General features: G+C 63.7%; 26 protein-coding genes. All 26 read right to left on the reverse strand.

Going from position 1 to position 15,335, the window contains the following annotated elements; translation table 11 throughout:
* Positions 1–51: 51 nt before the first annotated feature.
* Positions 52–513 carry a helix-hairpin-helix domain-containing protein gene (locus tag KKY_RS03425; RefSeq protein WP_014129907.1) on the reverse strand — a complete coding sequence of 154 codons (462 nt, stop codon included), beginning with the start codon at positions 511–513 and terminating at the stop codon, positions 52–54.
* Between the two features lie 8 nt (positions 514–521).
* On the reverse strand, positions 522–812 hold the full coding sequence (locus KKY_RS20240) for a hypothetical protein (protein ID WP_139304958.1): 291 nt from the start codon (positions 810–812) through the stop codon (positions 522–524).
* 75 nt (positions 813–887) lie between these two features.
* Positions 888–2,201 carry a phage major capsid protein gene (locus KKY_RS03435; RefSeq protein WP_014129909.1) on the reverse strand — a complete coding sequence of 438 codons (1,314 nt, stop codon included), beginning with the start codon at positions 2,199–2,201 and terminating at the stop codon, positions 888–890.
* A 367-nt stretch (positions 2,202–2,568) separates the two neighbouring features.
* On the reverse strand, positions 2,569–3,309 hold the full coding sequence (locus KKY_RS03440; RefSeq protein ID WP_014129910.1) for an HK97 family phage prohead protease: 741 nt from the start codon (positions 3,307–3,309) through the stop codon (positions 2,569–2,571).
* Between the two features lie 3 nt (positions 3,310–3,312).
* Complete coding sequence (locus KKY_RS03445) at positions 3,313–5,391, reverse strand: phage portal protein (protein WP_014129911.1); 2,079 nt, start codon at positions 5,389–5,391, stop codon at positions 3,313–3,315.
* A gap of 112 nt (positions 5,392–5,503) precedes the next feature.
* On the reverse strand, positions 5,504–6,826 hold the full coding sequence (locus tag KKY_RS03450; RefSeq protein WP_014129912.1) for a terminase large subunit domain-containing protein: 1,323 nt from the start codon (positions 6,824–6,826) through the stop codon (positions 5,504–5,506).
* Positions 6,827–6,828: 2 nt separating this feature from the next.
* On the reverse strand, positions 6,829–7,398 hold the full coding sequence (locus KKY_RS03455; RefSeq protein WP_014129913.1) for a DUF3486 family protein: 570 nt from the start codon (positions 7,396–7,398) through the stop codon (positions 6,829–6,831).
* 1 nt (position 7,399) lies between these two features.
* The gene (locus KKY_RS03460) at positions 7,400–7,708 is read right to left on the reverse strand and encodes a VpaChn25_0724 family phage protein (protein WP_014129914.1); all 309 of its coding nucleotides are present in this window, start codon (positions 7,706–7,708) and stop codon (positions 7,400–7,402) included.
* Positions 7,705–8,106: a DUF2730 family protein gene (locus KKY_RS19410; protein ID WP_014129915.1), complete on the reverse strand. Its 402-nt coding sequence runs from the start codon at positions 8,104–8,106 to the stop codon at positions 7,705–7,707. The genes KKY_RS03460 and KKY_RS19410 overlap by 4 nt, the downstream gene beginning before the upstream one ends.
* Entirely contained in the window at positions 8,103–8,315 is a 213-nt protein-coding gene (locus KKY_RS03470; RefSeq protein WP_014129916.1) for a TraR/DksA C4-type zinc finger protein, read from the reverse strand. The genes KKY_RS19410 and KKY_RS03470 overlap by 4 nt, the downstream gene beginning before the upstream one ends.
* Entirely contained in the window at positions 8,315–8,845 is a 531-nt protein-coding gene (locus KKY_RS03475) for a hypothetical protein (protein ID WP_014129917.1), read from the reverse strand. Before KKY_RS03475 ends, KKY_RS03470 begins: the two co-directional genes overlap by 1 nt.
* A complete protein-coding gene (locus KKY_RS03480) occupies positions 8,842–9,069 on the reverse strand; it encodes a hypothetical protein (protein ID WP_014129918.1) in 228 nt (75 codons plus the stop codon). Before KKY_RS03480 ends, KKY_RS03475 begins: the two co-directional genes overlap by 4 nt.
* Positions 9,066–9,992, reverse strand: coding sequence for a peptidoglycan-binding protein (locus KKY_RS03485; RefSeq protein WP_014129919.1), 927 nt, complete (start codon positions 9,990–9,992; stop codon positions 9,066–9,068). Before KKY_RS03485 ends, KKY_RS03480 begins: the two co-directional genes overlap by 4 nt.
* Positions 9,993–10,133: 141 nt before the next feature.
* The gene (locus KKY_RS03490; protein ID WP_014129920.1) at positions 10,134–10,490 is read right to left on the reverse strand and encodes a helix-turn-helix domain-containing protein; all 357 of its coding nucleotides are present in this window, start codon (positions 10,488–10,490) and stop codon (positions 10,134–10,136) included.
* Positions 10,483–10,740 carry a hypothetical protein gene (locus KKY_RS03495; RefSeq protein ID WP_014129921.1) on the reverse strand — a complete coding sequence of 86 codons (258 nt, stop codon included), beginning with the start codon at positions 10,738–10,740 and terminating at the stop codon, positions 10,483–10,485. The genes KKY_RS03490 and KKY_RS03495 overlap by 8 nt, the downstream gene beginning before the upstream one ends.
* Positions 10,737–10,958 carry a hypothetical protein gene (locus tag KKY_RS03500; protein ID WP_041528554.1) on the reverse strand — a complete coding sequence of 74 codons (222 nt, stop codon included), beginning with the start codon at positions 10,956–10,958 and terminating at the stop codon, positions 10,737–10,739. Before KKY_RS03500 ends, KKY_RS03495 begins: the two co-directional genes overlap by 4 nt.
* The gene (locus KKY_RS03505) at positions 10,955–11,608 is read right to left on the reverse strand and encodes a regulatory protein GemA (protein ID WP_014129923.1); all 654 of its coding nucleotides are present in this window, start codon (positions 11,606–11,608) and stop codon (positions 10,955–10,957) included. The genes KKY_RS03500 and KKY_RS03505 overlap by 4 nt, the downstream gene beginning before the upstream one ends.
* A complete protein-coding gene (locus KKY_RS03510) occupies positions 11,605–11,793 on the reverse strand; it encodes a hypothetical protein (RefSeq protein WP_014129924.1) in 189 nt (62 codons plus the stop codon). Before KKY_RS03510 ends, KKY_RS03505 begins: the two co-directional genes overlap by 4 nt.
* Entirely contained in the window at positions 11,790–12,077 is a 288-nt protein-coding gene (locus KKY_RS03515) for a hypothetical protein (RefSeq protein WP_014129925.1), read from the reverse strand. Before KKY_RS03515 ends, KKY_RS03510 begins: the two co-directional genes overlap by 4 nt.
* Before the next feature lie 9 nt (positions 12,078–12,086).
* The gene (locus tag KKY_RS03520) at positions 12,087–12,743 is read right to left on the reverse strand and encodes a DUF3164 family protein (RefSeq protein WP_014129926.1); all 657 of its coding nucleotides are present in this window, start codon (positions 12,741–12,743) and stop codon (positions 12,087–12,089) included.
* Positions 12,730–12,954, reverse strand: a complete 225-nt coding sequence (locus KKY_RS03525; protein WP_014129927.1) for a hypothetical protein — start codon at positions 12,952–12,954, stop codon at positions 12,730–12,732. Before KKY_RS03525 ends, KKY_RS03520 begins: the two co-directional genes overlap by 14 nt.
* Positions 12,955–13,089: 135 nt before the next feature.
* Positions 13,090–13,311 carry a hypothetical protein gene (locus KKY_RS03530; RefSeq protein WP_014129928.1) on the reverse strand — a complete coding sequence of 74 codons (222 nt, stop codon included), beginning with the start codon at positions 13,309–13,311 and terminating at the stop codon, positions 13,090–13,092.
* Positions 13,308–13,577: a hypothetical protein gene (locus KKY_RS03535; protein ID WP_014129929.1), complete on the reverse strand. Its 270-nt coding sequence runs from the start codon at positions 13,575–13,577 to the stop codon at positions 13,308–13,310. Before KKY_RS03535 ends, KKY_RS03530 begins: the two co-directional genes overlap by 4 nt.
* Positions 13,570–13,932, reverse strand: a complete 363-nt coding sequence (locus KKY_RS03540) for a hypothetical protein (protein WP_041529055.1) — start codon at positions 13,930–13,932, stop codon at positions 13,570–13,572. The genes KKY_RS03535 and KKY_RS03540 overlap by 8 nt, the downstream gene beginning before the upstream one ends.
* 32 nt (positions 13,933–13,964) lie before the next feature.
* Positions 13,965–14,582, reverse strand: coding sequence for a hypothetical protein (locus KKY_RS19415; RefSeq protein WP_014129931.1), 618 nt, complete (start codon positions 14,580–14,582; stop codon positions 13,965–13,967).
* Positions 14,582–15,325: an AAA family ATPase gene (locus tag KKY_RS03555; protein WP_014129932.1), complete on the reverse strand. Its 744-nt coding sequence runs from the start codon at positions 15,323–15,325 to the stop codon at positions 14,582–14,584. The genes KKY_RS19415 and KKY_RS03555 overlap by 1 nt, the downstream gene beginning before the upstream one ends.
* Positions 15,326–15,335: the final 10 nt, after the last annotated feature.

The raw sequence follows: 15,335 nt of genomic DNA on the forward strand, positions 1-15,335 counted from the left end.
CCTCGTGCGGGGCGGCCCCATCGCCGCCCCGCCATGCACTGCTCTCGGGGTTTATTCCTGGTCTGTGTTCGGTGCGCCCAGCGCCTTCGCCTCGGCCACCCAATCCTGCCAATTGGCAATTCCGCGCCAACCTTCGAGCGCCGGCGGACTGGCCGGGTCGACCCCGGCCAGCGCGGCGATGGTGTCGACCCCGGCAGCGGCAAGAGCCTTTGCCGTTCCCGCCCCGATGCCCTTGACCTTTGTCAGCTCATGGGCTTCGTCCTTGGGGGTCGCGCCGGTCTGGGGCTTTTGCGTCCCGTTCGGATTGGACTTGGGCGTTCTCGGTTTTTCCGGCTTTTGCGCCGGCTTGCCTTCGGGTTTGGCGCGTCCGTCCGTGAGGCGGTATTTCTCGGCGGCGCTGTCGGGGATTTCGTCTCCGATGGCGGCATAGAGAAAGGCGGCATCCTTGTGCCCTTCGGGGACGGCGCGTGACTTGTCGGCATTGAGATAGATGCGTTCTGCGGCCTTCATCATTTTTCGTCTCACTCTTCCTCGGGATCGCCCTCATGGCGCGACCAGAGCACGTGCAGAAAGTCGCCCGTGGTGTCGGTGCCCTCTTCGGGATCGTTTTCGATAACGCCGCCCTTGGTGGCGTGAATGGAAAATTCCGCCGTGCGGTCGACGCGGGTCGGCGGCGTGCCGGGCGTGATGTGCTCGACCGACAGCAACGTGTCGCCTGGGGATAGCGCGCCAGGCACAACGTGCTCCCCGGCGGCTCCGCCTGGGATCATCGCGCACCCGATCGGGGTCTCAAATCCTGATATGGTTGGCATTGGCGTTTCCTTGGTCTTTTGGTGACCCGCCCTGGCCGTTGACCAGGGCGGGCGCTACGGGCTGTCCGGGACCAATCAGAGGCCCGTAACGTCGCAGAACGCGGCGGGGCGGAAGATGACAAGCGCCACGCGCATGTCGCCGCGCACCGTGCGCTTGCCTTCGGCGAACTGGGTGCCGACATAACCCACCTGGATATCGACGCCCTTGCGTTCGAACGCACTGATCCAGGCCGGCTGGAACGAGCCCACCATGCCCGAGCCGGCGGCGCGGGCTTCGTTCTGGACGACAGGTAGGCCCCACATGCGCTCCGGCCCGGCCTCGCTGGGCGAACCCCAGATGTAAACGCCGTCCGTGGTGCGCAGCAGCCGCACGCCCTGCCAGTCGGTGGGGTGCATGACGTGGTGCGTGGGGATGGCGCGGCCGACCGTGCGGATTTTGGTCATCGCCTTGAAAAAGGCGTCCGGCACCGGATCGGCGCCCTTGGCCTGGGTCTGAATACCCGAGACGTTGACGATGCCGCGCAGATTGGGCGCGGTGCCATTGCCCACATAGGCCTGGGTGTCGAGCCGCTGGCGCAGTCCGAAGGTCAGACGCCCGTTGATGTAGCCCTGCATCATCAGGACATCTTCGAGCTGCTCATCGGTCACCGGCAGGCTGTCGGTGATCTTGCGCACGTCCGAGGAGCGCTCGGTGAACGCAAACTCGCTTTCACCATAGGCCGCGCCTTCGGCTTTCTCCGCCGCGCCATGGGTGCGGGTGGTTTCTTCCATGTATTTGACGGCGGCCTGGCCGATCGGTGACATCGGGATGATGTCGATGAGCTGCAGCGGCCGCGTGGCGGCTTCGACAAAGCCGGGCATGCGGACGCTTTCGGGCGCGAAACCCGCACCCGTCGACATCAGCGCCTTGGTCAGGATCGTTTCGATCTGCATGCCCTTGGCCAGCGCTTCGGACGGCAGCATGTCATACGAGAAATCGATCCCGCCCGGCGTGCCGCGCTTGATCCAGTCCTCATAGGCCTTTTCCTCGGCCAGCAACTCGCCGAGCGACTTGACGCGCGGGCGCTCACGATCTCCGCCCTTTTCGCCAGGCATGGGCAGGCGGCTCTTAACCTTCTCGCGGTCGGCATGGCTGCCCGCCGCCTTTTCGGCCGCTTCGAGCGCCTCGGCTTCCTTGCCCAGTTCGTCGAGCTCGGCGTTCTTCTCGTTGACGCGCTTGACGATGTCGATCGTGGTTTTCAGATCGTCGCCCAGATTGGATTTGATCGTGTCTTTCGACACCTTCTGGAAATCATAGGTGCCATCATCGGTCTTGGCCTCTTCAAAGACCTTGCCGAGGGCATCCTGTTTCGCCGCGAGCTTCTCGCGGACTTGGGTCAGGGTGGACATAGCCCATCTCTCCTAAAGCGTTTGGCATCTGGCCGTCGGCGTCCGCGCTGTTGGCCGCATCGAACAGGACCCGGCGTCGGCGCCGGGCTCTTGATCGATGACGCTATGGGAGGGGGGTGATTTGATATATCCGCGCAGCTGCGCGGACGTTCGTGAAATCTTTGGGGAGACGGCCAAGCTATGACCGAAATCGCCATGGAAATCCAGACCGCCGCAAAACGCGGCCTCGGTTCGGAAACGATCGCGCCATTAAACGGGTATTGAACGGCTTTGGGCGGGGTGTGGGAGATTTTGCGGGCAAGGACAGCGCAGAAACGGCCCACAGCGCTCTGTGGGCCATTTTTTCGGCTCGTCGGTCTCGACAGGTCTAGCGGCCGAAACGGCGGCGCGCGTCGCGTGTGAAAAAGGCCGCTGCCGCCGCCTCGGCCTGGGCGATCGACTTCGCGACATCGGCGTCGGCATCATCGCCGGACAGAAGTGCATCCATCTTGGCCTTGAGGCGGGCAAGCTGTTCGATGCGCGCCGCGCTCATCGGACGCCCTTCGGCTTCGCGCAGGCCCTTGATCGAGCCGGCCCGCTCGATGATGTCGTCGATCTCGTCGATCACCTGGTCGATCCGCTCGGCGAACCCGCCCCGGTTCTTGAGCGACAGAGTGCCCGTGCCCACCCCGGCGCCGCGCACCACGGTCGAGACCTCATGGACATCGAGCCGCTTGAGCACACGGATTTCCTGGCCTTCCCGCATCTCCTTGCTGTGGTCGATCGTTTCGAAGCCGTAGGACCATTCCTGGATGGCCACGCCTTTCTCCAGGTCGAACTTGAGGGCCGAATGCCATTCCTTGCCGGCCTCCGATCCGAGGTTGAGGTGCAGCTCGGCAAAGGCGGCATCGCCATCCTCATAGACCCGCGCCTTGCCCAGCGGCATGGCGGAGCGATTGTGGGCCGGCAGGATTTGCGCCCACTGCTCGCCGCCGCTCTTCCAGGAGAATGCACCGGGCTCGTAGGTATCGCCGTCATGATCGACGGCCGACAGGGTGGCGATCTTGGCCAGGCCGTGCCCCTTGTCGTCCATTTCCTTGACGGTCAGCGTTTTCGTTTCAGTCGTCATGGCTCAATCCTCGCCAAAATAGGGTGCAAAGCTCAAAGTCCCGTTGGGGTGTTCGTCGGCCGCCATCGCCTCGGCTTCTTCGGCCGAGACGATTGTGCCGTCCCGCGCGATGCAATCGGCATCCGACCGGCCCGGCCCCAGCCGGCCGTCAAACACCACGAACTGCACGACATTGGCCGCTTTGGCCCGCGCCAGCGTCGAGACGTTCTGGGCGTACTTGGTTTCGGTTCGCGCGATGGTGCGCGCCCGGCTCTCCGGGCTTGCCCAGGGGCCGCTTTCCACCTGGGCGGCGATGCGGCTCACCATCTGGGCGATACCTTCGCCCTCCGAGCGCGACACGGCGATGGCATCGAACAGAGCCTCGCGCGTCTGGTCGCCCAGATCGATCAAACCGGCCCGCCGGCCGCCGGCACCGGCCACGGCCCGCGCCACCGGATCGGGCAGGCTCGCATCGATCCCGGTCAGTCCGGCCGCCTCGGATACCTTGCGCGCCACGTCCACATAATGGGCCTCATAGACCTTCTGGAACGTCGTGCGGTGTGCCGCGATCCCCAGTCCGTCAAGAATGCGCTCGACGAGCAGCGTGTCCGATTTCGTCTCGCCAGCCGGGCCATCCTTGGGTTCGGGCGCTTCGGCATCCAGTATCGGCTTGGCGATCTTGGCAGCATCCTTGGCCAGGGCCGCGAAAAAGCCCTTCAAACGCCTTTCCATGGATTTTGAAAGCGGCTCGACCTGCGCGTCCAGGGCGCGAATGAACACCATGACGCGCCGCCGCGCCCGCGGCGTCGCCCGCGCCTTGTTCTCCAGCGCCTTCGCAGCCTCGGGGGTGATGTCGATAACCCGCGCGGGGGCACCCGCCGGCACTTCCATCATCATTGCGTTGCGCAAATAGATGCGATGGCTGTCGTCGACATCGAGCCCCAGAGCCTCGCGCCCGTCTGCCACCTCGGCCCAACCACCGGCTATCGCCGTGTTCATGCGCGTGGTCAGCTTGTCCAGATCGTCCTGCAGCGCCGAGACTTCGCTCGTATCGTACTTTGTGGTCAGCCCGTCAGTCGTCCCGAAATCGGGCAGCAGCGAGCGGTCGAGCTCATCGGCCATCACGCGCAGAACGGGCAGCACGCCGTTTTGCCAGGCGAGCTTGATCAATTCGGCCATGGTTGCCCCGACCTTGGTTTGCTGCAGGCCTGACCCGAACCCCACGACAGCGGCGGGGATGCCCAGCTCGGCGCAGATGCGTTCTTCGGCGATGTCGCGCGCCTCGCTCATGTTCATCTGCTGGGGATTGAACCCGAACTGGCTCACCTCGGTTGGGGCGCCCATCACCATGGCGCTGCCCCTTCGATCCCCGCCGAACGCCTGGCCGAACCACGCCTTGGTGGCCGCCACGTCCTCGGGCGTTGGCATGACACCGCCCTTGGGTGAAATCACCACGCCTGGCACGCCCATGTTGCGCAGCAGCGAAGCGACGAAATTGGAACTTTCGAGATCCATGAAGATCTCGCGCAGCGCGCCGCCGATCGGAGAAATGCCCTTGCGGGGATTGCGCGGATCGATGCCGTGTCGGAAATGCACCACGTCCTCGAAAGCCACATCGTACTGCATGCCGTTGCCCGGCGTATATCGGTAGTGCGAAATGAACTCCGACCCGTCCTCGGGCCATCTCGGCTCCATCGTCCAGTGCGGCACATACCAGAGCTCGGCCGGCCGCCCCAAGCCATTGCGCATTTTGAGCCAATAGCCGTTACCGTCGAACAGATACGAAAACAGCGTGCCCGACCACAGCGCGATGTCGCCATAGTATTTGTTGGGCCGGGCGATCAGCGCCAGCATCTTGTGATCGGCCACTTCGTCCACCGAGCCGTCGCGCTTGCGCCGCTGAACCGTCAGCCGCGCCTCGGGGACGGCGCGCTGTATCCACTGGATCGGGGCAGTGACAACCGAGCTGTCGAGCCCGTCGCCGATTTCCTTGCGATAGTCGAACCGCGTGCGCTTGAGCAGGCGTCCGAAATCGATCGGCTGGCCGGCGTGGCGCATGCCAAGCAGCTTGGGGAGATTGAACGCCTTCGCGAGCCAATTCATAGCGCGCTCCCAGAAAAAGTGGATGCCGGTTTTTCGGTTCGGGAGCGCGCCCTGGGTTGAGGCGTGAGCGATTTGGAACCACAAATCCGCAAGGCACTTTTGTTGAAATCGCTCATGCCGGTATCCAATCATCGTCGAGTGTGCGTTCTGCCGCCGGCTTGTCCTGGGCGGCCGCAGGCGAGAGCGGGCGCCATTGGGCAGCGTCCATCCCAGCAGCCGCATTGATCCCAAGGAACAATGCCCAGGTGCGGTCGGCGTGGTCGTCATCGCGTTCCGCCACAAAGCGCGGAGCTCCGGTGGGACCGGAAATCTTGCGCAGCTTGTGAAGGTCGGAGCGAAGAGGCACGTCGCCGGCTTTGATGCGCACCCGACGGTCCTCGAAACGCTCCTTACCCTGGGTCGCCATGACCAGCTTGCTCGACGAGGTGAACAGCACGCCCTCGATCCGGCCGCCATAGCGGCGCTGGGCGTCTTCGACGACCTTTTCGCCCATACCGGTTTGATCGATGCAGGCCCGCGCCACATGGTAGCGGGTCATTACGTCGTCAAAGGCCATATCCATATCGGCAAAGGTTGCGCGCTTCTGTTCGATCCGCTCTCGTTCCCAGAGAACGTCACCGATGAGCTCCAGCACATAGATGACGTGCAGATCGTTTCGCCGGCCGATGTCGCGCCCGACATAGCAGGGGCCGCCCTGGTAACCTTCGCGATGACCGGCGTCATCGTCTTCACAAGACGCTATCAACGCATAGCTTAACCATGCACTCGCCTCATCGAGATAGCGCAGCTCGTATTCCTGCGCCCAGGCATCCTCATCCGCAATGCCTGCGCGCAGCTCGTCGATGTCGCGCGGCAAGCCATCGGCAACAGCCTGGTAGATATCGACCACATGCCGGGACCAAGCATCGTCCTCGGCCGTGTCCAACTCATAAAACTTGCCGCTCTTACCGTTCGGGGTCGATGTGACGCGGAGCTTCCAACCCGCCGAAATCACCGGGAAGAGCGCCTTCCAGATCGCATTGCTGTCTTTGTGAAAGGCGAACTCATCGAGAAAGACATTGGAGGAAAAGCCGCGCGCCGTATCTGGATTGGCCGGGAGTGCGGTGATCTTCGATCCGTGCGGCAGTTCCACCTCCAGCGCCCGGTAGCTCCCACCGTCACCGATCCAATCGAACTCCGCTTCGGTAAAGGCCAGCCCATAGGCTTTGGCGTGGGGAAACACGCCCTCGTGCATCGCTTCTCGCGCCTGCCGTTCGCCACGAGAAAGGATTACCCAACGGGTCTTTCTGCTCTTAACGACATGTTCGAAACAGTCGTCGACACATTCAAGAGTGGTGGTGAACGTCTTTCCGGTCTGGCGGGCAAACTTGCCCATTTTGAACCGTGATCGGTCGGCAAACCAGCGCTGCTGATAGCCATAGAGAAGAGGCTGCATGGTTACACGTCCTCTTCAATGCCGTAGGCCTTGCGGATCAGGCGCAACACTTGTGCCGCGTCCACGGGCTGGCCCGCGCGTTCAACCTCGCCGGCCACCTCGCCAACAGCCTTTTCCAGCTTGGCCCTGGCTTCGGCTTCCATCTGGCGGCGATGATCAGCAGAACTCTTTTGAGCCGTCACTGTGTCTCGATAGGCCCGCGCTAGCTCCATCGCTCCTTTCGGCGTCGTGACGCCGTCCGACAGTTCGTCGATCAGGACCTTGAGGAACTCTGAGAGCACGATATCGGTCTTGCCGATTTCTTCGGGCGTCAGGCGTTCGGCAATGCCTGAATAGAGATGCCGCCTTTCTTCCAGCTTTTGCGTCCAGTTCTTGAGCCGCACCGCGCGCCGGTTGAATGCCGATTTCGAGATTGGGCCGAGCCCCTTCGACGCGAGCCGCTCGTTGAAATCGTCCAGGATGTCGCTCTGAAAGCGCTCCATCTTATTGAGCTCGGCCATAGCCCAAAGCACGTCCTCGCGTGCCTCCTCGGGCAAAAGGTCGAGCGATGACAGGACGCGGCGCTGGCGCATTTTAGGTCACCGGCTCGCTGGAAACGAGAATGCCGGGGATAAAGGCGTGATGAGCCAGATGTTCGATGCCGCGCTCGGTGAGCGTGGCGATCTTGATTGACGCCACCGAGGTGACTCGAACAGCGCCCATCTGCTCGAGCCATGCGAATTCCTGTTCGACCCATGATCGTTCGCGAGAAATCATGAACCCGTTCCGAAGCGTCAACCTGATCGCCGTCGACGTTGCCGACCGATTGGGCTGCTTGAAAAGTTCGCGCAGCACGATCAGCCTCGCTTCCTCGCGGATGACCTCGTTCATATCCGTCATCATTTGATCTCCACCTGGCGAACCAGAAACTCCTGTAGGCGGCGGCCGAGCTGATCGACAGGTTTCAACCGCTCGTCGAGCGTATCGATACGACCGCTCAGGCGCTCCAAGGCAACTTCAAGCCGGTGCGCGGCGTCGCGATCCGGAAGGTGACGCATTTCGTTCTCAGCAATCTCGATGCGCTTGTCTTGCCCCGCGATCTTGTCGTCGATGTCGTCGAGGCGCGCGGCCGTTGCAGTCGCGCTTTCATCGAGTTTTTTGTTCAACGCTTCGCCGAGCGCGTCGATCTTCTTTCCGTTCTGCTTGGACCCGGAAGTCATGAAGTTCCAGACCGTGACGGCCAGATTGATGACCAGCAGGATCGCGCCTACCCAGGCCGTTAGCTCATCAAGAACAATCACCGACCCCGCTCCCTCTTCGTCTGGCAACCCGCGCAGCGCTTGGCACTCGGTACGGCCTTGCGCCGCGCCTCCGGTATGGGATCGAGGCAATCGACGCATGCTTGGACACCTTCGCCGCAGAGCGCTGCCTGCGCAGCCTTGATGCCCGCAGCGCGCTCCTGTTCGGAACGCGCCTCGGCAAGGTCATAGTCACGGTTGGAAAAGTGCATTACCGGGCTCCGGACCGCCCGGCGGCGAATTTCGTCATGGCGTCCTTGAGGGTGTGACCACCCATGTAGAGCGTCATGTAAAGGGCGTTGAGCTGGAACAGCAGCCACAGGTCTGACGGCGGCAGCGCGATCTTTAGCCAGGCATTGAAGACGTGCAGAATGACCAGGTTCCACAGCCACAGGAACGCAAAGACATACATCATGCCCGGCCTCCAGGCCCACGCCCACCAGGGCTCCGCCTGCTCCATTTTCATGATCGCCGTCTGGTGCTCCAACCCCTGGGCGTAAAGAGCGATCAGCTCCGGCGCCATGACCTCGGCCGCGCCGAGCGCCGTCGCGATCGTGTCGGGGCTGGCCGCGATCACCTCGGGAAGGCTTTCGGGCGTCACGCCCGCCTTGTCGGCCACACTGCGCACCACGCCTTCGACCAGCGCCGCATTGCCCGCGCCAATCTTGCCCTCCAGTATTTTGCTCACCAGCGGCAGTCCCATATCGAGCGCCATCGGCAGCAGCATCCCTGCAATGCTCATTTCTCAGTCCTTTTGAAAAATCCGGCCCGGAGCTGGCGGCGGGCCGCGCGGACCTCCATCCAGGCGAGAGCCAGAAAGATGACGGCCAGCACCGGCCAGAACAAAACGATCGCCACCAGCTCCACCGGCGTCACAAAGCCGAAGCGATAACGCGCGTCGGCCAGGGCAAAGAGCAGACCGTTCAAAAGATAGACCAGCGTGATAACCGTCAGGATGTCGCTCATGTCCGCACCCGCCGCCCCAGGGTGAGACCGAACCGCTCGGTCAAATCCTTGACCGGCTCGGGCAACCAGGCAAAGAGCGGCCCGCGATACCGCCAGGCCAGCGTCAGCCCGAAAACGATCGCCGCCACGGCCACACCGGTCACAACCATCGTGGTGGCCGTGTCGATGCTGACCGCGTCGAGCCAGTCCGCCCCGCCCGAAACCTCGCCGCCACCGGCTACGGCGCCGCCGGCCGCGCCACTTCCGGCGCTGACCTGGCCGGAGCGCCGGGCTTCCATCGCGCGGGTCAGGCCCGCGCGGGTGGCCGGGCCGATAATCCCGTCCTCGGTCAGGTCATGGTCGCGCTGGAACGCGCGAATGGCGGCATCCTCGCTCCGCCATTTGTCCAACCCATAGCCCAGCACCTTGAAGTCGGCGGCATGGTCGACATAGCTCGACAAGGCCGAGGCGCGGGCGCCGGCGGCCGGATAGATGCCGAATTCGATGATCTGCCACTCGACATCGCGCCTCCGCACCAGCCCGCCGAGCACCTTGCCGCCGCCGCGCACCCACTGTTTGAAGCTCTTTTGAGCGGCTTTCAAATCACCCGCGATCAGCAGCTTGACCCAGCTGGCATTGTGAATGCGGCCGGTGTTGTAATCGAACAGCGTGGCGCCGTCGAAGACATGCTGCTTGCGGGTCGGAAGCCATTTGCGCACACGCGGTGCGTAATTCCGGGCGATGGCCTGTTGCGCCAGGGCAAGGCTCTGCGCGGCCGTGATGGTCATGCCCGGCTTGGGATCGACGACCCCGGACGCCTTGGTCAACCCCATGCCGATGGTGAGAAAGCCGGCCGGACACCGATAGGTGCGCAGCACGTCGCCTTCCTCCTGCCGAAGGACGGGAAAGAAGGCGCCCGAAACATTGGAAACGAAATCTGACATGTGGCCCAAACCGCGTTGACGTTTGAGCGACTGTCGCAATTTTCGGGATGGGCGTTTATCTGCGCAGCTGCGCGGACAGGGAGCGTTGCCAGAAAAAGTGGAACCCGGTTTTTCGGTTCGGCAACGCGACCACTCTAAGCACTAGAACAGGTCGAGCTGCTCGTGCTTGTTCTGGGGGCCGAGCCAGCGGCGCACCGTCGAATAATCGGCGCGCACCGTCCGGGCGATTTCGGCCATGGTGTAGCCCTTGGCCAAAAGCACGCTGGCGCACCATTGCCGCGCCACGGGCACCTTGTAGTAACCCGGCCCGAGCGTGGCGGCAAGCCGGTCCACCTTTTCGGTGCCGATCGTGCGCGCCGCAAACGAGCGCGGCGTGCTGCGCTTGGGCAGGTAGAGCTCGGACCCGCCCATCGCCAAGATGAAATGCAGGGCGTCGTCGATCCCGAGCGCATCGACATAGGGCGCGATATTGGCGGGGACCTGGGCGGTATCAGACATGGGGTATTCTTCCCTTGGGCAAAACGGCCGCCACTGTCACCAGCACGTCCCCATCTGGCCCGATACCGTTGTCGCGCAGGACGAGCTTGATGTTCTCGATTTGCACGGCGACGGCACCGTATGCGGCGCCGGTTTCCGCTCCGTTCTCGATATGGGCGCGGATCGCTTCGACATCGATGCCGTGGGCGCGCTCCAGCCAGCGCAGAACGGCATGGTCGGTTGCGTGTACGAGGACTTCCCGCTTTTTCATTCCTGCCACCATTGCTGTTTCGCCTCTTTCGGGGCCGAGGGTTGGGGTGCCGTTTCACGGCGCAGCTCCGCCCTGGTGATGTCAGCCAGCTCCTTTTGCAGTTTCCGGGCGCGGCGTGAGCGCGGATCGAGCCAGCGCAGCCGCTCGCGCAGCGCGTGCTGCCGTGCGGCAAACGCCCGTTCCTGTTCGCTCATCCCGGCCGGAAACGTGACCATCATCCCGCCTTGCGATGCTTTGTCTGCGCCTGGCGGATGCGCGCGCCCAGCGCATTCATCACCGTCCGCCAGTCGGCTGGCTTGAGCGCGCCGAGCGGGCGGCCGGGATAGCGGCCTTCTGGCACCAGCTCCTGCACCGCGCGATAGAACCCGGTCGTATCGGGCAGCTCGGCGCCGGTCAGCTTGACCCATTGCGCCCAGGCCACCTTGCCGGGATCGTGCTGCAGGAAGTCATGGCCGTTGCTGGAGCCCCACCGGACACCGCCGTCGCGGCCGAGCCAGCTCTTGAGCGCTTCGACCGCCTTGCGCGCCTCGGCGCTGTCGCGCAGAAACGCCGTGTTCGATATGCCCGTCTGCCGCGCGATGAACGCCAGCATGGCCTTGTCGTCGCGATTGCGGACGATCCCCAAATTCCATCCGGCGATCCACAGCGCCTGCAGTTTTTTGGCGTAGGGGCCGGTCAGAACCTTGCGCCCCTTCGGTTGCGGCTGGGCGCCGCTGGCCCGAAGCGCATCGAGCACCTTGAGTTGCTCGCCCTGGCTCATTTCCGTCAGGCTGCTCTTGCCCGTGGCCTTGCGATAGATATCCCGGCGCGTCTCTTCGTCCAGGCCGAGCGCGCGGGCCGAGGCGTGTATGGCTTTGATGGCGGTCATGTCCGCACCTTTCCCATGGCTTCAATCACTTCGATTTCGAGAACCTCTTCCTCGATCGTCGCCAGGGCACAGACCACCGAGGCTATCGCCGCCTCGGGCTCACCGAGCAGCATGGCGATTTCGGCCGTATCGAACTGACGGGAGCGCCACAGGATGGCGGCGGCCCTGGCGACGATCGATTTCATGACAGAACCGCCATCCCTTTTTCGGTGATCTTCCCCGAGAGCGTCAGATAGCCCGAGCCCGACAACACTTCGAAGGCATGGCTCAACGCGGCGCCGGCCACGAGGGTCCCTATTGTGTCGGCGCGAAAGGCGCGGAGCACGTTGAGCTCGTATTCGGTCAGCCCTCCTTGCTGGTCATGCTCCGCAGCCACATGCATCTTGAGACCCTTTTCACCGCGCAACTTGCGCCCGCACAGCGGGCATTCGATCTGGGCGCCGGAGCGGCTGCGATTACGCTTTGCCATTATCGCCCCCTATGCCTTGGCCAGGTTGATGGTGATCGCCGTCCATTCGTCGTCCTGCTTTTCGCGCATGGCGAAGCGGACATATTCCTTGGACCCAACGATCCGCATCGCCTCGCGGATTGCCTGCATGGCGCGCTGCCAGCGTTCGTCCGCGATCTCCAGGCGCAACAGCATGAAGATTTCCGAGCGGTTCACCTGGCCGGGCTTGTCGGTATTGAAGGCCCGCGTCACGACCGCCGCCAGCTCGGCCCGGCTTTCGGCCGCCCATTCGTTGAGGCACTCGTCGAGCAGTTCTTTGGCGATATGGAGCTCGGGACCAAAATCGATGTAATCGGCCACCTGGACGCTGACCTTGAACAGCGTGTCATAGGTCATGTAGGTCCGGTTGCCCTTGCCCCGATTGCCTTTTTTGACCAGCCCATAATCCTGTTCGAGAAGGCTATCGAGCGCGGCAAGGTCGGCCATCGTATGGGCCTTGAACCGCTCGATCTGGCGCATCAGGCCAATGGCATAGCCCATGATCTTGCGCACGCTCTCATCCTGCAGAAGCTCGGCAGGCTTGATCATTTCCAGCGGGGTGTACCGCCCGGTCGCATCGGTCATGACCTTGCGGCCGGCAAATTCGGTGATGCCATCGGGGATGGCGACGGGCTCAACGCTCGACATGGGTAATCTCCGTTTGAAGGTGGTTTGAAAGCCGGTCGAGCGCCTTTTCGAAGGCGTCCCTGGCGGCACGTTCACGGGCGGAAAACCGCGCGCTCTCCAGCGCGCGAAACGTGGTTTTGACGGTTTCGACGGCTTCGATCCGCGCCTGGATCACCGCGTCGGACGGCCGCCAGGCTGTAAGGTGCTGGCCGTCCGCCGTGAAAATCGGCACCGGCTCCCCCGGGATGCGCCTCGCGCTCGTCGAGATAGATGCAGTAGCCAGCCAGCGCCTTGATGTCGAAGACCGAGGCGCGGCTCCAGCCATTGGGCGTGGCCAGCACTTTTTGCGCCACGGCGACGGGATCGATCAGAACTCGCATAGCGCAACCTCGCTGCGGGCCGCCTCGTTCCAGCGATGCCGGCTAATCTCGTTTTCCAAAAGCCGCGCGTTCTTCTCCAGAGCGGCCAGCGTCAGGACGAGCCGACCCACCGAGACGGTGTCCATATGAACGCCGGTTTCGGCGCAGGCCGAGAACGCGCCACCCAGTGCGGCCAGGCCATCGGAGAGCTGATAGGTCATCCTGCTCATTGGCCATCCTCCGCGCCGGTATTGTCGACGACACAGCGTGGCGCGCTCGGAAATGCCAGCACCTCGGCAGACCTCCGGCCCGTCCGCACCTGCACGGTGCCTTCGAGCAGCAGCGCGTCCTCGTAGCTTTCGTCGAGCAGCGCGGCGAACGTCTTGGCCTGCTGGTAGGGCAGGCCCGCGCCGCTTTCGAGCGCGGCCCGGAAGGTGTTTGACAAGAGGAGAATGCGATCGCTGAGCGTATCGCACGGTTCGGAAAGTTTACGCATTGTTGGTCCCTTTCTGCTGCCGCGCATGCGGGCAGGTCTTGCAGGCGTGGTGGAGAAGTGCCGAGCGCGCCGAGGCGCTCGAAAACGGCTTTGCCTGGTAGGAGAGGCAGTCCTCGCGGCTGATCGTATCGAGCACCGGACACTCGACGGTCGGCGCCAGCACGGCCGCGCGCACTTCGCGTTCGACCGCCCCGATATCGCCGGCATATTTGCGGTTGATGACCTGGCTGATCGCTCCGGCCGAATAGCCGACCCTGGCGCCGGCTGCCTTGAGGCCCACCTGATCGACAAGCACCGCCAACTCGACGATCCAGTCGGGCGCATCGCCCCAGGCCAGCACCGCCTTGTCAGCCATGCTGCGATCGTCACCATTGAAACCGCGCCGCGTCATGGCTGCACCTCGCGCGCCTCGGCCTGGCCGACGATCTCTTGCGCGTTCGGGTCGTAAAGGCTCAGCGTCTTGAGGATGATCGGGGCTCGGGCGCCCAGGTCGCGAACCAGGCGGTAGGTGGCCGCAACGCCCGGCTTGCTGTCCGAGACAATGATCCCGGCGCGATGAAGATGGGTGACATAGCGCCCGGCGGTGGTAGTGCTCACGCGCCGATCAGCGGTGCTGGCAAGGTCCGCCAACTCTGCAACCGAGAAGATTTTCACCATCTTCATGGTGCGCCACAGCGTCTGGATCGTCGGCTCGGGCAGACGGTTTCCCGCCCGATCGAAACGGGGTGTCTCGGCGGGGCGGGCGTTGAGCCGGTAGAGTTGCACCCATACATTCCTGCGGGATTTGGCCTGACGCTCGCCCACATGGCGGGCGACACCGCCCTTGACCAGGCGCAGAACGAAATCCTTCACGGTGCCGCGCTCGACATTGGTCCGCGCTTCGACATCGGGGACGCCCCAATTGCCGCAAGCATCGAGTTTGAGAATGATCTGCCAGAACCCGTCTTGGCCGCGCGGCACCCGCGCGCTGATCCTGACCATTTCATCGGTGGGACGCCGGGCCATCAGACAAGCCTCCTGGCCGGGGCCTGGCCCGTGCGGATGGCGGCGACCCCGCCAAAGCCCTCAAGGTCGATGGCGTCCAGGCTTTCACGCCTGGCGCGCTGGTCGATCTGGCTCAGATTGACCGCGATGCGGCGCGTATTGCCGCGTGTTCGGTCGATCAGCGCCTGGGCCAGATCACCGGCAATCGAGACGCCGGGGCACATCAGCCGCGCCAGATGCGCGAAATCGGTAAGGTCGCACGGCTCGGCCTGCACCCATGAGAGGATGCGGTTATGCACCCGCTCGAAGGCTTCGAGCTGTTTGGGAAGCGTTTCCTCCCCGATCAGGATCACCGGCGCCATGCTCTTGTCGTGCAGGGCGCGCGCCACGTCCACGAACTTCTTGTGCGCGATGTGGTGGACCTCGTCGATGATGATGGGGCGGCGGATATCCCCCGCCATCAGCCGGATCGCTTCGTCCAGCATGTCCGTGGCCGTGCCCTTGGGTTTTTGCACGCCCAGCTCTTCCAGGATGGATTTGAGCAGCGACCGGGCCGTGGTCAGCTGGTGGCATTCGACATAGGCGGCGCGGTAGGCATTGGCGCCCTTGATCGCCGCCTTGGTCTTTCCGTACCCGGACGGGCCGGAAAACACCGCCATGCCCGGCAAGGCGAGGTCGCGTTCCACAACCTCTTTGATCAGGATCGAGAAGGCCGCAACATTCCTGAGCGGTGCCGCCTTGTTGACATTGTTGAATTCGCTCATCATTCTCCTC

It is taken from the genome of Pelagibacterium halotolerans B2, assembly GCF_000230555.1.
In the GTDB taxonomy this organism is placed as follows: domain Bacteria; phylum Pseudomonadota; class Alphaproteobacteria; order Rhizobiales; family Devosiaceae; genus Pelagibacterium; species Pelagibacterium halotolerans.

Excerpts from the sequence above, each read along its gene's own strand:
- KKY_RS03425 (WP_014129907.1), bottom strand. The coding sequence starts at position 513 with ATGATGAAGGCCGCAGAACGCATCTATCTCAATGCCGACAAGTCACGC.
- KKY_RS20240 (WP_139304958.1), bottom strand. The coding sequence starts at position 812 with ATGCCAACCATATCAGGATTTGAGACCCCGATCGGGTGCGCGATGATC.
- KKY_RS03435 (WP_014129909.1), bottom strand. The coding sequence starts at position 2,201 with ATGTCCACCCTGACCCAAGTCCGCGAGAAGCTCGCGGCGAAACAGGAT.
- KKY_RS03440 (WP_014129910.1), bottom strand. The coding sequence starts at position 3,309 with ATGACGACTGAAACGAAAACGCTGACCGTCAAGGAAATGGACGACAAG.
- KKY_RS03445 (WP_014129911.1), bottom strand. The coding sequence starts at position 5,391 with ATGAATTGGCTCGCGAAGGCGTTCAATCTCCCCAAGCTGCTTGGCATG.
- KKY_RS03450 (WP_014129912.1), bottom strand. The coding sequence starts at position 6,826 with ATGCAGCCTCTTCTCTATGGCTATCAGCAGCGCTGGTTTGCCGACCGA.
- KKY_RS03455 (WP_014129913.1), bottom strand. The coding sequence starts at position 7,398 with ATGCGCCAGCGCCGCGTCCTGTCATCGCTCGACCTTTTGCCCGAGGAG.
- KKY_RS03460 (WP_014129914.1), bottom strand. The coding sequence starts at position 7,708 with ATGATGACGGATATGAACGAGGTCATCCGCGAGGAAGCGAGGCTGATC.
- KKY_RS03470 (WP_014129916.1), bottom strand. The coding sequence starts at position 8,315 with ATGCACTTTTCCAACCGTGACTATGACCTTGCCGAGGCGCGTTCCGAA.
- KKY_RS03475 (WP_014129917.1), bottom strand. The coding sequence starts at position 8,845 with ATGAGCATTGCAGGGATGCTGCTGCCGATGGCGCTCGATATGGGACTG.
- KKY_RS03480 (WP_014129918.1), bottom strand. The coding sequence starts at position 9,069 with ATGAGCGACATCCTGACGGTTATCACGCTGGTCTATCTTTTGAACGGT.
- KKY_RS03485 (WP_014129919.1), bottom strand. The coding sequence starts at position 9,992 with ATGTCAGATTTCGTTTCCAATGTTTCGGGCGCCTTCTTTCCCGTCCTT.
- KKY_RS03490 (WP_014129920.1), bottom strand. The coding sequence starts at position 10,490 with ATGTCTGATACCGCCCAGGTCCCCGCCAATATCGCGCCCTATGTCGAT.
- KKY_RS03495 (WP_014129921.1), bottom strand. The coding sequence starts at position 10,740 with ATGAAAAAGCGGGAAGTCCTCGTACACGCAACCGACCATGCCGTTCTG.
- KKY_RS03500 (WP_041528554.1), bottom strand. The coding sequence starts at position 10,958 with ATGATGGTCACGTTTCCGGCCGGGATGAGCGAACAGGAACGGGCGTTT.
- KKY_RS03505 (WP_014129923.1), bottom strand. The coding sequence starts at position 11,608 with ATGACCGCCATCAAAGCCATACACGCCTCGGCCCGCGCGCTCGGCCTG.
- KKY_RS03510 (WP_014129924.1), bottom strand. The coding sequence starts at position 11,793 with ATGAAATCGATCGTCGCCAGGGCCGCCGCCATCCTGTGGCGCTCCCGT.
- KKY_RS03515 (WP_014129925.1), bottom strand. The coding sequence starts at position 12,077 with ATGGCAAAGCGTAATCGCAGCCGCTCCGGCGCCCAGATCGAATGCCCG.
- KKY_RS03520 (WP_014129926.1), bottom strand. The coding sequence starts at position 12,743 with ATGTCGAGCGTTGAGCCCGTCGCCATCCCCGATGGCATCACCGAATTT.
- KKY_RS03530 (WP_014129928.1), bottom strand. The coding sequence starts at position 13,311 with ATGAGCAGGATGACCTATCAGCTCTCCGATGGCCTGGCCGCACTGGGT.
- KKY_RS03535 (WP_014129929.1), bottom strand. The coding sequence starts at position 13,577 with ATGCGTAAACTTTCCGAACCGTGCGATACGCTCAGCGATCGCATTCTC.
- KKY_RS03540 (WP_041529055.1), bottom strand. The coding sequence starts at position 13,932 with ATGGCTGACAAGGCGGTGCTGGCCTGGGGCGATGCGCCCGACTGGATC.
- KKY_RS19415 (WP_014129931.1), bottom strand. The coding sequence starts at position 14,582 with ATGGCCCGGCGTCCCACCGATGAAATGGTCAGGATCAGCGCGCGGGTG.
- KKY_RS03555 (WP_014129932.1), bottom strand. The coding sequence starts at position 15,325 with ATGAGCGAATTCAACAATGTCAACAAGGCGGCACCGCTCAGGAATGTT.